The organism is Thiohalobacter thiocyanaticus (assembly GCF_002356355.1).
Lineage (GTDB): Bacteria > Pseudomonadota > Gammaproteobacteria > Thiohalobacterales > Thiohalobacteraceae > Thiohalobacter > Thiohalobacter thiocyanaticus_A.
Genome location: NZ_AP018052.1, coordinates 2941044 through 2957303 on the forward strand (window position 1 = coordinate 2941044; position 16260 = coordinate 2957303).

The following is a 16260-nucleotide window of genomic DNA, read 5'->3' on the forward strand; positions in this document are numbered from 1 at the left end:
CCGCAATCTCAGAACAGACCCGTCTGTTCGCCAACCTCTACAGAAGGAGCGAGATCATGAACCGAATCAAGCAGGGCTTCATCGCACTGACGCTGGGTGCCGCCGCCCTGGCTGCCGCACCCCTGGCGCATGCCGAGCGCTATGTCGAGCACAACCATTACTATGACCGGGACTACGGGCGGGACTACGGCCGTGACTATGCCCGTCATGACCGCGGCCGCGGCCATGGCTACGGGCACTACAAGCCCCGCAAGGAGGTCCATAACCACTACCATCACAAAGACCGGTATAAACACCGCCGGCAGAAGCAGGTGATCCACCATCACTACCATCACGACCGCCCGTCGCGGGTGGTGGTCGCACCGCCGCGCCACTATCCGGCACCGCGTCACAGCGGCTATGGCGAGTACCGCTCCGCCACCCCGATGATCGTCGGCGGTATCATCGGCGGCGTGATCGGCAACGAGATGGGCAAGGGCCGCGGCCGCGATGCGGCCACCGTGGCCGGCGTGCTGCTCGGCGGTTCGATCGGGCGGGATATCGGTTATCGCTACTGATCCGGCACCGCCTGATGAAACCGTCCGGCGGCAGCGCCGACAAGCAAAAGGGGTGGCAATTGCCACCCCTTTTTCGTCCCCGTCATGGATAAGGGGAACAGGGACTCAGTTGAAGTCGTGCGTCGTCGTCTCGCCGGCCGTGATCGTCACGCTGGTTTCACCGTAGAACGACATGTCGTCGGCATCCCCGGTCTCGCCATAGTTGTCGTCATCGGTGCCGGGATCACCGTCCTCGGCGGTATCCTGATCCGAACCGCAGGCCAGGGCCACGGTGTAGACCCCGGGATCCAGGGGCGACACGGTGTAGTCGTTGACGCCGTCCATGGGCAGGTTCACCGTGGCAACCGGATCACCGTCATCGCCATCCATGTCGTCCACACTGTCGCCTTCCTCGAACACATAAACGGCTGCGGGTGAAGCGCAGAGCGCGGGGAACAGGGATGAATCCGCCGAGCCGGCCAGGGTGCCGGCCTCATCATCCTTCACCATCCGCAGCGTCGGCCGCATGATGTAATCGCCGGCGCCGGTCAGATGCACCGACTGGCGCAGATTGAAATCGATGGTGTAGGCCAGGGTCTGGTCGGCGGAGAGCGTGAAGCTGTTGTTCAGTTTCAGCCCGGTCTGGGCACTGCTCGGGATGGTCAGGTCATGCTGGCCGGTGCCATCCACAATGTAGGTATTGTCCTGATCCAGTTCCAGCCGGATCCAGGCATAGTCCCCGGCAGTAACGGCCTCATCATCAACCAGGGTCACGCTCGCACCGTTCTGGTAGTCCAGCAGGTTGATGCTCTGCGGCGTATCCAGGGTGATGGTTATCGCATCACCGTCGGCCGGCTTCAGGGTCACGGCGGTGAAGGTGACGACCACTTCAGTGACGTCATCGACCGGGGCATCGGTGATGGACAGGCTGAAGCTGCCGGTCCCGCCGGAATCGGAGCCCCCGCCACCGCCGCAGGCACTCAGGCCGACGGCGACCAGGCCTGCCAACAGGGTTCGGTGAAAATGCGTAGTGGTGGGATTCATGGTGCGCCCTCCATTATTCGAATTGGTGACCCGCAGCCTAGGGGATGACATGTCCTGTCGCTGCGAAACGACGCACACTTCCTGTGTATCAGGAGCTTGGGGAGGCCTGGCAACACTGTCAAGCCAATCGACAAGTTATTGCTTCAATGAAACTTACTGCCGGGTTCTATGAAAGTGCCTGCCGCACCTTCTGCAATCGCTGGTCGGAAACCTTCTCCCGCGTGCCCAGTTCCTGCGCGAACAGCGAGACCCGGAACTCCTCAACCAGCCAGCGGAAATGCTGCAGCGCATCGCTGGCCGGGCCCTGTGTCTGCAGCCGCGCCTTGCATGCCTCCCAATGCGGGGCGACCTGTGCGGCCAGCTGACGGTCCCGGCCGGGATTGCTCTCCAGTCGGTCCAGCCGGCGCTCGACTGCCTGCAGATAGCGCGGCAGTTCGCCCAGCCACGCCCGCGGCGTGGCGGCGACAAAGCCCGGATAGACAAGGTACTGCAACTGGTCACGGATGTCGTTGAGCGCGCCCAGCCACTGCGGCGGGACCTTGCCCTTGAGGCGGCGGGCGATGGCGTGGTGGCGCGCCAGGGCGGCACCGACCTCGCCGGCAAGCCGGTTGGCGGTCTCCACCAGCCGCGCCTCGGCTGCCTGGCGCGCACGTGCGTAATCCTGCTGCGTGCGCAGTTCCTCCTGTTCTGCAAACAGACATTCGGCCGCCGCGGCGCGGATGATATCGCGCTTGAGCGAATCGCAGTCACCGACCGGCGCATAGTGCAGGCACAGCTGCTTCGCCTGCGGCAGGTTCTTCTCCAGATAGCGCCGGGTCTTGTCCGCCTGGCGGCAGAACAGGGCCAGGGTGCCGGCACGGTGCGCCCGGCGCGCCCGCTCCGGATTGTCCAGCAGTCGCAGCGCAACGCCATCGTCTTCCGCCACCAGCGCCGGGTAGCCGCGCAGGCGCAGGCCGTCGCGCTCCAGTTCGATGGACTCGGGCAGATCGCCGACGTCCCATTCCATGATCCCTGCACGTTCATATTCCGCCGTAGGCAGACCGGCGAAGCTGCGCTCGGCGCGGGCGCCGATCCCGGCCTTGAGCGCCGCCAGGTCGCGGCCCTGTGCCAGACATTTGCCCTTGCCGTCCAGCACCCGGAAATTCATGAACAGATGCAGCGGCAGCTGCTCCAGCCGCCAGTCGTCCGGTCCGACCTCGATGCCGGTCATACGCCTGAGCTGCGCGGCCAACTGTTCGGTGAGCGATCCTTCTCCGGGGGATAGCGCCTGCAGACAGGCGCGGGCGAAGTCAGGCGCCGGCACGAAGTGCCTGCGCAGCGCCTTGGGCAGGGAACGGATCAGGGCCGTGGCCTTCTCCTCCAGCAGCCCGGGCACCAGCCACTCGAAGGGTTCCGGGCTGAGTTGGTTCAACGCCGCCAGCGGGATCTCCAGCGTCACCCCATCCTCGGCATGGCCGGGCTCGAAGTGATAGTGCAGCGCCAGACTCAGCCCGCCCAGTTCCAGTCGGGCCGGGAAGGCCTCGCCGGTGATATGGCCGGCGGCGTGCTGCATCAGGGTCTCGCGGCTGAGATGGAAGGCCTGCTGCTGTTCCGGCGTGGCGCGTTTGTACCAGCGCTCGAACTCGGGGGCATTGCTGACATCCGCCGGCACCAGGCGATCGAAATAGTCATACAGCACGGCCTCGTCGATCAGTATGTCCTGGCGCCGCGATTTGGCCTCCAGTTCCTCCACCTCCTCGATCAGGCTCCGGTTGTGCTGATGAAATTCCAGCCGGGTGCGGTACTCGCCGCGCACCAGGGCACCGCGGATGAACAACTCGCGCGCGGCCTGAGGGTCGACCCGGCTGTAATCCACCCGCCGCGCCGGCACCAGCACCAGGCCGTAGAGACTGACCTGCTCGTCGGCCACGGCGCGGCCGCGCTTCTGCTCCCAGTGGGCATCGCGCCAGTTGCGCTTGACCAGATGCGGCGCCAGCTGCTCGGCCCACTGCGGTTCGATGCGCGCCACGGTACGGGCGTACTGGCGGCCGGTCTCGACCAGTTCGGCGGCCATGATCCATTTGGGCGGCTTCCTGAACAGGCCCGAGCCGGGAAAGATATGCAGCTTGATCCCGCGCGCGCCCGTGTACTCCTGCCCTTCCCCCTTGAAGGCCAGGTTGCCCAGCAGCCCGCTCAGCAGCGCCCGGTGAATGGCGCCATGCTCGGCCGGCTCGGCATTGAACTGCAGGTCCAGCTCCCGGACCAGCCCCAGCAACTGACCGTGAATATCCTTCCATTCCCGCAGCCGCACCCAGGACAGATAGTGGCGCTCGCACAGGCGCTGCAGCTTGCGTCGGGTCAGGTGCCGTTCCTGTTCGCGGTAGAAGCGCCATAATTTGAGAAAACCGACGAAGTCCGACTGCTCGTCGCGAAACGCCGCCTGCGCCTCATCGGCGGCCTGCTGCGCCTCCAGCGGCCGCAGGCGGGGGTCGGGCACGGTCAGCGCACTGACGATGACCAGCACCTCCTCCAGGCTGCCCTCTGCATGGGCGGCCAGCAGCATGCGGCCCAGGCGCACGTCCAGCGGCAGGCGTGCCAGCTTGCGTCCGATGTCGGTCAGGCGGCTGTCGTCATCGATGGCCTGCAGCTCATGCAGCAGCCGGAAGCCGTCGCGGACATAGCGCGGGTCGGGGGGATCGATGAAGGGAAAGGCCTCGATATCCCCCAGCCCCAGCTGCAGCATCTGCAGTATGACGCTGGCGAGACTGGTGCGGCGGATCTCGGGATCGGTGAAGACGGGCCGTTGGGCGTAGTCCTCCTCGCTGTAGAGGCGGATGCAGATCCCGGGCGCGACCCGGCCGCAGCGACCGGCGCGCTGGTCGGCCGAGGCCTGCGCGACCGGCTCGATGGGCAGGCGCTGCACCTTGGTGCGATGGCTGTAGCGGCTGATGCGCGCCAGCCCGGTATCGACCACATAGCGGATGCCGGGCACGGTGAGCGAGGTCTCGGCCACGTTGGTGGCCAGCACGATGCGCCGGCCGCTGTGCGCCCGGAACACCTGTTGCTGCTGCTGCACCGACAGCCGGCCGTACAGCGGCAGGATCTCGGTCTGCGGCGGATGGTGCTTACGCAGCCGCTCGGCGGCGTCGCGGATATCGCGCTCGCCCGGCAGGAACACCAGGATATCGCCGGGGCCGGCGCGCGCCAGCTCGTCCACGGCATCCAGGATGGCCTCTCCGCGATCGCGTTCGCGGCTGTCCTCGTCCTCGCCCCGCAGCGGCCGGTAGCGGAGCTCCACCGGATAGGTGCGGCCGGAGACCTCGATGATGGGGGCGTCGTCGAAGTGGCGGCTGAAGCGTTCCGGGTCGATGGTGGCGGAGGTGATGATCACCTTCAGTTCGGGCCGCTGCGGCAGCAGCCGCTTGAGGTAGCCGAGCAGGAAATCGACATTGAGCGAGCGCTCGTGGGCCTCGTCGATGATCAGGGTATCGTAGGCCAGCAGCTGCGGATCGCTCCGGGTCTCGGCCAGCAGGATGCCGTCGGTCATCACCTTGATCAGGGAATCCGCGCCGACCCGGTCGCTGAACCGCACCTTGAAGCCGACCTGCGCGCCGACCTCGGTGTGCAGTTCCTCGGCGATGCGCGCGGCCAGGCTGCGCGCGGCGATACGCCGCGGCTGGGTGTGACCGATCAGGCCGTCCACGCCGCGGCCCAGTTCCAGACAGATCTTGGGCAGCTGGGTGGTCTTGCCGGAGCCGGTCTCGCCGCAGACGATCACCACCTGATGTTCGGTCAGGGCCGCAGCGATCGCCTCGCGATGCTCCACCACCGGCAGCTCCAGCGGATACTCCGGCCGCGGCAGGGAGCGGCGGCGCTGTTCACGCCGCTGCTCGGAGGCCGAGATCTCGGCGGCCACCGCGCTCAAGCCGCGATCGATGGGCTTGTTGCTGCGCAGGCGCCGGCGCAGCCCGGCCAGCCGCTTGTGCAACGCCGGTCTGTCGCGCAGCAGGCACCGGGCCAGGCGCTGTTCGAGTTGTTTGAGCTCAGAAACGGACATGCAAACAGGTATCAGCAGACCGGCCATGCCAGTAATGCGTCATGCAGGTATCGGCGGGATTCAGGGGCGCCGCAGGTCAATATGGATCGGACATGATATCCTGCCCGCCGCGGAACCAACAGGGCGGCGGGGAATCCCACTTCCTGCAGATCCGCTGGCCTGCATCCTGCATTGATCAGGTCGACACCCGGCAACAGGGCGCCCCAGTCCGACCAGCGCCCGGATGGAGATTCACAATGAAACAGCTGTTCCGTATTCTTGTTCTGCCGTTCTGCGCCCTGTGCCTGTTCGGAGCCACCGTCCCGGCCCTGGCTCAGGAGGGCGAGACCCAGACCGATTCCCTGTTCGGCGAACCCAGCCACAAGCTGGTCTACCAACTCAACCAGGCCGACCCGGACTACATGGATCACATCCTGTTCTCGGCCGGCGCCATGCTGCGCAAGTTCGGCGATGACATCAAGATCGTGATCACCCTGATCGGTCCCGGCGTGCATCTGGCGGCGAAGAACCCCGGCCGGCCGGTACCGGAGGAACTGCGCCAACGGGCCGAAAGCCTGGCCATGTATGACGTCGAGTTTCATGTCTGCGGCAACACCCTCAAGTCCCTGGAATGGACCATGGACGACATGGAAAGCTACGCCACCTACGTCGAGGTCGGCGCGGCGGACCTGATGCTGCTGCAGGAACAGGGCTTCAGCTATATCAGCTGGTAGGCAGGGCCGCAGGTCGGGTCAGCGCAGCGTAACCCGACATGTCGCGGCATGCGTCGGGTTACGCCTTTCAGGCCAACCCGATCTACATCCCTTTGACCAACCGCCGACGGCGGGTATGATCGGCGGCACATCCCCTCGAACCGGCGGCCGATGGCATCCCATTCCCACCAGCGCGGCATCTACGGCTGGGCCCTGTACGACTGGGCCAACTCCGCCTTCTCCACCACGGTCATGGCCGGCTTCTTCCCGGTCTTCTTCAAGCAGGTCTGGAACGCCGGCGAGCCGGTCGCGCTGAGCACCTTCCGCCTGGGTCTGGCCAATTCGCTGGCCAGCCTGGTGGTGATGCTGGCCGCGCCCCTGATCGGCGCGATGGCCGACCAGCTCGGGTACCGCAAGGGCGCGCTGCTGATCTTCGCCGCCCTGGGTATTCTCATGACCGGCGCGCTGGCCTGGATCCAGGCCGGACACTGGGAACTGGCCGCGCTGACCTACGCCCTGGCGGTGATCGGCTTCTCCGGCAGCAACCTCTTCTATGACGCCCTGCTGGTCTACATCGCCCCGCTGCGCGACAGCGACCGGGTCTCGGCACTGGGCTTCGCCCTGGGCTACCTGGGCGGCGGCCTGCTGTTCAGCCTCAACCTGGTCATGGCCTGGCAGCCGGAATGGTTCGGCCTGGCCGACCGCGATGCGGCCGTGCGGGCCGCCTTCCTCTCGGTGGCAGTCTGGTGGGTGGTATTCTCGCTGCCGCTGCTGCTGTGGGTGCATGAGCCGCAGCCGCCGTCACGGCCGACCTGGGGCGCAAGCCTGAGCCGGGGCGGACGTCAACTCGTGCGCACCCTGCGCGAGATCCGCGCCCTGCCGGAGGCCTTCATCTTCCTGCTCGCCTACTGGTTCTACATAGACGGCGTGGGCACCATCATCCGCATGGCGGTGGACTACGGCCTGTCGCTGGGCTTCCCCGACACCAGCCTGGTCACCGCCCTGCTGATCACCCAGTTCGTCGGCTTTCCCGCCACCCTGGTGTTCGGCCGCCTGGGCGGCCTGATGGGCACCCGCAATGCCATCTACCTGGCGCTGGGGCTGTACATGCTCATCACCCTGTGGGGCGCCTTCATGAGCGCGGTGTGGGAGTTCTATCTGCTGGCCACCGCCGTGGGCCTGGTCCAGGGCGGGGTGCAGGCACTGAGCCGATCGCTGTTCGCCCGCCTGATTCCGCTGCGGCAGTCGGCGGAACTGTTCGGTTTCTACAACATGCTGGGCAAGTTCGCCGCCGTGCTGGGACCGCTGCTGATGGGGACGGTGGTGCTGGTCACCGGCTCGCCGCGTGTGGGCATTGTCTCCGTGCTGCTGCTGTTCGGCATCGGCGTCTGGCTGCTCTCGAGGGTGGACATCGAGCGCGGCGAGCAGCGCGTGAACGCAGGCACGTAGGATGGGTGGAGGCGCTTGCGCCGTAACCCATCACACGACCGGGTCGCGATGGGTTGCGCTGCGCTCCACCCATCCTACACTCTGAGCCGCAATCCGCCCGTCATTCCGCCAGCCGGATGATATGGACGTTCTCGTCCACGGCATTGACCAGCACATAGGCCCGCTGGTCCGGCACGTAGCGGAAGCGGCCGAAGGTGCCGGCCGAGGGCGCCTCGCCCGGGCCGCTGCTGCCGGCCGCCACCCCCGCCTCGATGCGCTGCCAGACCCGGCTGTCCAGATCCAGCGCGTACAGGTCCGTGCCGCCCATCCAGGCCACCAGGCGGTCCAGGTCGGGATCGTAGACCAGGCCGGGGCTCTTGGCCGCGGTGACGGCGATATCACCCGTGGTCTGCACGCGGCGCGCGGCAGTCTCGCCCGCGGCCAGGTCCCACAGCATGATTTCCCCGGGCGCGCCGCCGGCATCGCCCCCCACGGCCACGAACAGGCGCCGCTTCGGATCGATGGCACCGGTCATGCGGCTGACCCAGGGATCGCTGCTGCGGTCGCCATGGCCGGCCCACTGGCGAGTGGCGGCATCGAAGGACAGCAGGTGGCCGCGGCCGCCGGCACTGTGCATCCACACCTTTTCTGTGACCGGATCCCAGGCCGTCATCACGCCGTAGCTGATCCGGCCCGGCACGTCCTCGAGGCGGAACCACTCGCCGGTCTCCAGCCGCAGACAGTCAAGGTTCTGCAGGGTGGTGCGGGTGGCCTGGTACAGGGCCTTGCCACCGAAGGCGCACAGCGCGTCCTCGCCCGGAACATACTCCAGCGAGTCATAGGTCGAACGCGCCCAGGGCAGGCCGTCGCGGTAGTAGCCTGTCTCCGGATCGCCCTCCTGCCACTCGCTGCGCGCGGACACCTGCTGCCATTGCAGCCGGCGGGTATCGAAGGCATAGACGGCATTGCCGCCGTAGCGGTTGCCGCCGCCGCCCCAGACCAGCAGCCGGCCGCGCCGGGTATCGAAGGCCGCACCGCTGCTGGCCTCGGTCAGGGCGCGCAGATAGGCCTCGGATTCGTCCCCGGCCACGGCGTCGGCCAGGCGGCTGTCGGGGATTTCGGTCCAGACCGCGGCCGGCAGGTTGGCCTGATCGAAGCCCTTGTCATTGACGCTGTAGCTGCGTTCCCACTGGTTGTCGGTGGGGGTGGGTTCCCTGCCCGCGCTGCTGACCGCAATGCGGACAGCGGCCGTCGGCGTGCTGTCACTGACGGTCAGGACGCGCACCGTCAGACGCTCGCCCGGCGCGAGGTCGGGCACCGGACAGGCGAGTTCATCGCCGCTGCGGGTACAGGCCACTTCGTCCGCGGTCATGCCCACACTCAGCGGGGCCTCGGTCACGGCCGAGAGCTGCACGCCGCGGGCGGTATCGCTGCCGGTGTTGGCGAGCTCCAGCGTCCAGCTGACCGGTTCGTTCGGTTCCAGGGCGGCCGGCGCGTCCAGGGCGAGCAGCTGGAGATCCACCTGTGCGGGCTCGATCATCAGACGATCCTCGAACAGGTTGTTGGACAGCATGCCGTCCGGTTCGGCGGCCAGCAGTTCGGCGCGTACGTCGATCTCGCCGGCCTCGGCGGCCGTCAGTTCGAGCGTGATGCCGCGCCGCTCGCCCGCCGCCAGCCCGTCCAGGGCACAGCGCAGGCCGTCGGTCCGGCGCTCACAGCCGGCAACCGGTTCGGTGAGCGCGACGTCGGCCAGTTCGCCCTCCAGGCGCAGGTAGGCATCGATGCCGGTGGCGGGCGTCTGCGACAGGTTCATCAGGGTCCAGCGCAGCTGTGTACGTCCGCCTGCGGCCAGCACCGGGCTGTCGGTCTCGACCACGGTGGCCACATCCACGTCCGGGGCCGGTTCCGGCACCGGCTCGTCCACAGGCTCATCGACCGGTTCATCGACGACAGGATCATCGGGGGTGGTATCCACCGTGCCCGCATCAGTGTCATCCGTAGTGATGTCCGGGTCCGGATCATCGATCGGCTCAGGCATGGGTTCGGGCCCGGCATCCGCATTGGTGTCATCGACCGAGTCAATCACATCGGGCAGGTCGGTGGCGCTCACATCCACACCGGCCAGACGCAGCAGGCCGCGGCCGGTGTAGCTCTTGCGGGTGCGGTTGGCCGCCGGCACGCCCGGCTGTACCAGGCTCAGGCTGCGATCGGGGCGATCCCAGATCTCGAAGCTGATCCGCACCTCATCGGCGTTGGCCTCGCTCACCGCCACTGGCAGACTGACCGGGATCACGGCGGGCTGGCCGTCGACCGCCGGGGTGATGTCGATACCATCGGCCAGCACCCGGAAGCGACCGTAATCCAGTGGCGAGTCGTCCCAGACCCCCACCAGCACCTGGCTGATGTAGCCGCCGGACAGCACCGGGGTAACGGTGAGTACCGGCCGCACCAGGTCATCGTGCACATTGGTCAGGGGCGCGCCCATGTCCACCCAGCGTGCCAGCAGTCGCTTCTCACGCTCGGGCATGTCGGCCACATAGCCGGCATGTTCGCTCACCTTCGGCCAGATCTCGGGGAACTCGCGCCCCTGTGGATCGACCGGCACGCCGCTGTTGACCGGCGGCAGGCCGGTGGCCGGATCGCGGCCGTCCAGACGCTCGCCGTACAGGGCCCAGATCAGCATGCTGGAGCGGGCGCTGTTCATGGCCAGCCAGCGCGACACGGTGCAGCAGCTGTAATGCCGGGTGATGCGGTCGGTGCCGGGTTGATCCAGATCGGTCAGGCCGTCGCCGGGCCGGGTGGTGTGATTGATCTTCACGCCGTCCTCGCGCACATAGGCGTTGCGGGTGAGCAGATCGTAGGTGCGCATATCGCCGTCCAGCCGCAGACCTGTCAACTGCTGTGCCGCTCTGCCCTCGGCGTGACAGGAGGCGCAGCGGCTCTGGATGATCTCGCCGATGCCGTTCTCCCAGTCCACACCCAGGCTGCGCCGCGCGCTGATGCCGGGCAGTTCGGGATAGACCGCCTCGGCGGCGGCCACCTCGACCCTGCCCTGCGCATCCACGCCGGCGAACAGCGGCGCGCTGTGACGGGTGAAGTCCCCGAACGGCGCGCCGGTATCCAGTTTGGCGAAGGACTGTTCCGGGTCCAGGCCGTCGCGGGTATGCACATGACAACCGACGCACAGCTGCTGCTCGCCGCGACCGACCGTGCGCGAGGCGGTTTCGATGTCCAGCGCCATGCCGTGCTTGTCGATGGTCTGGAACAGGAACGGCGTGTCGGCCGGGATGCGGACGATGAAGCTGGTATCCGGATTGCCCTGGCCGTCCGTCACCCCCGGCTTGCGTACCGGGAACTCGCCCAGGATGCGCAGATGGTGGTTCTGCGCCTTGCCGGCCCACTGCTCGCGACTGCCGGAAAAGCCGTTGGGGGTCTGCGGAATCGGCAGGCTCACCCGGATGCCGGCGATCTCTTCGTTGTCGAAGATCGCCAGTTCTCCGCCCTGCACCAGCAGGTTCTGGTAGGTGCGACCGGAATGGAAACCGCCGCCGTCCTTCGCGTTCCAGGGGGTGCCGTTGAGCGCCCGGGTCTCGCGGTCATACAGGCTCGAGGCGCCGGTCAGGCCCCAGGGCACGCCGGCGGGCAGCCGCGGATCCTCCAGGCCCAGGTTGTCATGGCGGGCGATGGTGTCGGGTTGCGGCTTGCCGTGAATGCGGCTGTAGGGCACCACGGCGCGCGGCATGATTTCATGATAGTCGGGGTGATCCACCACGATCAGGCCGTCCTCGGTCACATGCCCGATGGGATCGGTGCCGTTGGGCGCGAGCGGGAACAGCCAGATGCCGGCATCCTTGCCGATCTGGGCCAGGGTATCCTGCAGCGAGGCATAGTACTTGCCCATGGTCGAGGAACTGCCGATGGTGTAGGTCGTCAGCAGGCCGTTGTCCGGCGCGCCGGAGGGATGGGTGAACTTGCCGTTCATCATCACGGTGCGGCCATCGCCCGGATGGCGCCAGTAATCGCCGCTGTCGACATAGGGATCGGCGGCCTGGTCGCCGGCCGGCGCCTCGGGGGTGAGTCGGTATTCGCCGCGGCGGGCGAAGGGATGCAGCTGGTTGCCGCTTTTCCAGACACCCGGATCATGGTTGCGATGCTCGAAATCCGGTCCCGCGGGATCGGCCGGGAAGCGCTGCAGCGAGCCCATGCCGCCGTTGTTGTTGTCGTAGTACAGAGTCACCACCGCGTCGCCGTCGCTCAGCTGGGTGACATAGTGATAGGAGAAATGGGTGGCATCGGTCTTGCCGGCGAAGATGAAGGGATCCGAACCGTCGGGGTTGATGGTGAACAGCGAATAGTCGTTGTTGTTGGAACGCTGCAGCATGGTGTCCTGGCTGGTATAGACCACCTTGCCGTTGCTGAGCATGGCCGGGTGCAGCTGCTGACCCATGGCGCGATGGCCCAGCCATTCCAGGTTGTCGCCGTTCACATCCATGGCGAACAGCTGGAACTGGTAGAAGCCGCTGGCGCGGTTGCTGGTGAAGCCGATACGCCCATCGGGCAGGAAGAAGGGGCCGGTGTCCATGACCGGGATGGGGCTCTCCCACTCCGGGTCCAGACCGGGATGGGCGCGCCCGGCGAACTTGCCGCCCGGCGGCGAGACCCGGCGCTCGGTGCCTGTCTTCAGGTCATAGATGTAGACATGGGCCGGTGCGTCGAAGGACTCGAGCAGAATGCCGCGCCGATGGGCATACTTGCCCATGGGGCCGTCGCCGTCGGGATAGAGTTCCATCACGCTCTGCAGATGGTCGGTCTCGCCCCAGCCGCCATTGCCGTTGAAGCCGCGATCGGTGATGAAGCTGCGGGTGTCCTCGAACTTGGTATAGACGATGCGGCTGCCATCGAAGGAGACGTTCGGGTCGGCCACGCTGCAGACGGGGCCGCTGGCGATATCCTCGTCGCACTCGACCAGCACCTGTTCGGCCGCCGGATCGCCGTGCGGTTTGTCATGACGGTGCAGCACCAGATCGCAGCCCGGCTGCTGGTAGAGGTTGTTGGAGGCCGACAGCCAGATATCATTGACCCCGTTCCAGTTGCCGTATTCGTTGCCGTCCGGCATCCGCACCGGCTCCTTGCCGCGTGGACAACGCACATACACGACGTCGTAATCGAGCTGCGCGAACTGCGCCTGGCGGGGGGTCTGGGAATGGACTGAGAGGGTGGACAGGGCGGCCGTCAGGCCGACAAGGCATGCGGCCGCAAACGGGCCGGGAATAATCCGTTTCATCATCATCTGCAACTCAAAAAAATCAAAAAGAAAAAGTGGTGCCAAGTACAACAAGTGACGGCAGCATAACGGGATGCTGCAGCGATGAAACGGTATGAGTTCACACTATTCCGGATGCACCGGCCATGATCTGCACGATCTGAAGGAATCAGTCACAAACAGGGAAAACAACAGGGAAGGTGGGCTAAAGATTATGCGCAGCGTGCCGTGGGGCGACGGGATCAGGGATGCAGTCGCTCAGGCAGACTGACGCCGACACTCGGCTTCGAGCCGATCCGGCGCAACGGCACGCAACAGCCGATGGAGGATTTCGCGCATGCGTGCGCGCGCCATCCCGGCCCCGTCCAGCCGATGTGTCTGCGCCAGCTGCGACCAGGGATGATGCTGGAGACATTTTTCGATCAGGAAGGCGCGTTCGCCGGGGTCCAGGACATCGCTATGCCTCCAGGCCGCCTCGTACTGCTGCAGTAACCGATGGATCGCCACCAGGCTGACCTCGTAACCACGCCGGCCGCAGGCGAAGGCGGCCAGTTCGGCCCAGTCCTGCGGCTCCAATGCCGCCCCCGGATCGGTCGGCCCCACTGCTGCAGCCAGCAGCGCCCGGGCCAGTTCCGGCTCCAGCGCCTGCAGTCCATCGGCCAGCTGCAGGGGCAGCAGGGCATGAAAACGAATCCGCAACTGTTTCAGCTGACTTGCTGCGCTGCGGTTCAGTGCCTGCAGCACGATGAGCGCATGCTGGCCGCTGCTGGCTTCACGCCGCAGCCCTACCCGCACCGGCACATAGCCGTTGCCCTCCCAGAAAGCCAGCAAGGGTCGGTCCAGACCGAAACTCGCCCCGATCCAGTCGGCCTCGCCCCGTGCCTGCATCTGCGCCGTCAGATCGCGCAACAGCCGGCTGCCCAAGCCGCGGCCCTGGCGCCGGGGATGCACGGCGATGCGCATGATGCGCAGACCGCGCAGTCGGCCCGCCGCTTCGCAGCCGGCATGCGCCACCAGGGACTGGGCGATCAACTCGCCCCGCACCCGCCGCCGGCCGGCGAGAATCGCGGGTATCAATTCCATCGGCAGCGGCCCCTCGGGAATCGCCAGGGCAACCGCAAGCACTGCCTCACCCTGGCGCAATACATGGACTGACAACGCCGGCATGTCCAGCAACTGGCGCAGGTCCGAGGGCCGGGTGCGATAGTGGGCCGAGACCAGCAGACCGAACAGCTGCCGGAGCAGCGCCTCGTCGGTGACCAGCCGCCCGGGGTCGAGACATTCATATACCAGGGCTTCCGGCACCAGTGCGGGAAGGCGCTCCTCCGGGAACAGCTCGGCCTCCAGCAGCAGGGCACGGGCCAGCCACCGCTCCAGCGGGTCGGCCGCGGCCCAGCGGATGGGCTCGCTCAGGCGCAGCAGTTGCCAGCCCGGGGCGATGCGATCCAGCCGGGGGAAGAACTTCAACTCGAACCCGCGCCCGGTGCCTTCATATCCCTGCACCGTGGTGGCCAGTGCCACCCGCGGCCAGCCCAGCACCAGCTGCTCCAGCAAGGGCAGGGGAATGGCCGCGGCCTCGTCGATCAGCAGCAGGTCGGCGGCCGAACGCCGGCGCAGCAGTTCGTCGGGCGGGACAAAGGGCGGCACCCGGCCGCCCGCGCCGCGGGCATGACGCAGCAGGGTCTCGCAGCTTGCCCGCCCCGGAGCCGTGACCAGGATCTGCTGTGCCGGCAGCTGCGCGGCCGCCTGCCCGAGCGCGGTCGACTTGCCGCGTCCGCGCGGGGCGGACAGCACCAGCGGCCGGTGGCGATGCCGGGCCTGCGCCAGGGCCAGCACTGCGGCGACGGCCGCCGCCTGTCCTGAAGGGGCAACCGCGGATTCCGCTGCAGCCGCCGCCGGCGCTGGCGGCAGCGGCGGGCGCCAGCCATGGCCCTGTTGCAGCAGCCCCACGGCAGGATCGTCCAGGCACTCGGTCAGACGCAGGAGAAAATGCCCTTCCGGCTGTGCTGCATGCGCGGCGAAGCGGGCGAACTGCGCGTCCGCCCGCCGCGGCCAATCGGCCAGTGGCGGCACGAGCAACACCAGCAGGCCACCGCCGCGCAGGGTGCCGGCCACCGCCGCCAGGGCGTCCACATCGAGGCCGGCATGGGCATCCAGCACCACCAGTTCGTACTCGCCGCCCAGATAGCGGCGATAATCGCGCTGCGCCGCCGCCTCGCCAGCGTCCGGCGCGTCCTCACCGATCCATAACATGGATTCGGGCCGCCAGGCATGGGCAAGGCGCCGAACCGCCTCCACACACCAGTCCCGCGCACCGGCGCACACCCACAGCCGGCGCTGGCGGGCGCGTCGCAGGGCCGGACGCAGCTGCAGCAACTCGGCGGCGGCTGCGGCCCGGATATCTGTTGACGGTTCGGATATCATCGGTTTTGGCCCCACGCGCCGGATCGGGCATACTGACCGGCATTCCCCCGATGAAACCCGAGGAGCGCTATCAACATGCCAGTGCGCATGGCGGTGTCTTCACCCCTGTTCTGCATCGAGCCCGGCAGCTTACGGCACCAGGCCCCTGTTCCGGGCGTGTCGCTGTGAAGACCCGCCACGTCCAGTTGCGCGAGCACCAGCATCAACTCGCCCGCTGCCGCCGTTGCCCCGACATGCAGGGACCCCCGGTCATCGGCACCGCGGTGCTCTCGCCCATCATGCTGATCGGTCAGGCCCCCGGCGGCAAGGAGATCCATCTGCACCGTCCCTTCGCCTGGACCGCAGGCAAGACCCTGTTCCAGTGGTTTGCCGGCATCGGCCTGGAAGAGGAAGCCTTCCGCCGGCGCGTCTACATGGCCGCGGTGTGTCGTTGTTTTCCAGGCAAGAAGACCCGGGGCGGCGACCGGGTGCCGGCCCCGGAGGAGATCGCCAACTGCAGTACCTGGCTGGAAACCGAACTCACCCTGCTGCGCCCGCAGTTGATCATACCGGTCGGCCGGCTCGCCATCAGCCGCTTCATGCCGTTCCGGAAACTGACCGAGGTCATCGGCACCATCCACCACCATTCGGTGCAGGGACGGCCCACCGACGTGCTGCCGCTGCCGCATCCCTCCGGCGCCTCCACCTGGCACCGCACCGACCCGGGCCGGGAACTGCTGGCGCAGGCACTGCAACGGCTGGCACGGCATCCGGCCTGGCGGCGGGTGTGCGCCCAGCAGGATGACGACAAAGCCGCCGACAGCCAGGGCCATCCCGGACGGCTGTAATCGACTGCGG

General features: G+C 67.3%; 8 protein-coding genes. 4 read left to right on the forward strand and 4 right to left on the reverse strand.

Annotated features, from left to right (window positions below; translation table 11 throughout):
• Positions 1-56: 56 nt before the first annotated feature.
• On the forward strand, positions 57-557 hold the full coding sequence (locus tag CFK21_RS15560) for a glycine zipper 2TM domain-containing protein (protein WP_231971521.1): 501 nt from the start codon (positions 57-59) through the stop codon (positions 555-557).
• A 105-nt stretch (positions 558-662) separates the two neighbouring features.
• Here CFK21_RS15560 and CFK21_RS13645 read toward each other — a convergent pair whose 3' ends face one another.
• Both CFK21_RS13645 and hrpA read right to left on the reverse strand, forming a co-directional pair.
• On the reverse strand, positions 663-1580 hold the full coding sequence (locus CFK21_RS13645; RefSeq protein WP_157745694.1) for a DUF4382 domain-containing protein: 918 nt from the start codon (positions 1578-1580) through the stop codon (positions 663-665).
• Positions 1581-1746: 166 nt separating this feature from the next.
• Positions 1747-5616, reverse strand: coding sequence for an ATP-dependent RNA helicase HrpA (gene hrpA, locus CFK21_RS13650; protein WP_096367631.1), 3870 nt, complete (start codon positions 5614-5616; stop codon positions 1747-1749).
• Between the two features lie 236 nt (positions 5617-5852).
• Here hrpA and CFK21_RS13655 point away from each other — a divergent pair, with 236 nt between their 5' ends.
• Both CFK21_RS13655 and CFK21_RS13660 read left to right on the forward strand, forming a co-directional pair.
• A complete protein-coding gene (locus tag CFK21_RS13655; protein ID WP_157745696.1) occupies positions 5853-6329 on the forward strand; it encodes a DsrE family protein in 477 nt (158 codons plus the stop codon).
• A 150-nt stretch (positions 6330-6479) separates the two neighbouring features.
• Entirely contained in the window at positions 6480-7757 is a 1278-nt protein-coding gene (locus CFK21_RS13660) for an MFS transporter (protein WP_096367169.1), read from the forward strand.
• A gap of 100 nt (positions 7758-7857) precedes the next feature.
• Here the strand turns inward: CFK21_RS13660 and CFK21_RS13665 are convergent, their stop codons facing one another.
• On the reverse strand, positions 7858-13026 hold the full coding sequence (locus CFK21_RS13665; protein ID WP_157745698.1) for a DUF11 domain-containing protein: 5169 nt from the start codon (positions 13024-13026) through the stop codon (positions 7858-7860).
• Positions 13027-13257: 231 nt separating this feature from the next.
• Positions 13258-15423, reverse strand: a complete 2166-nt coding sequence (locus CFK21_RS13670; RefSeq protein WP_096367171.1) for a tRNA(Met) cytidine acetyltransferase TmcA — start codon at positions 15421-15423, stop codon at positions 13258-13260.
• A 233-nt stretch (positions 15424-15656) separates the two neighbouring features.
• Between CFK21_RS13670 and CFK21_RS13680 the strand changes: the two genes are divergently transcribed.
• Positions 15657-16250 carry a uracil-DNA glycosylase family protein gene (locus CFK21_RS13680; RefSeq protein WP_096367173.1) on the forward strand — a complete coding sequence of 198 codons (594 nt, stop codon included), beginning with the start codon at positions 15657-15659 and terminating at the stop codon, positions 16248-16250.
• Positions 16251-16260: the final 10 nt, after the last annotated feature.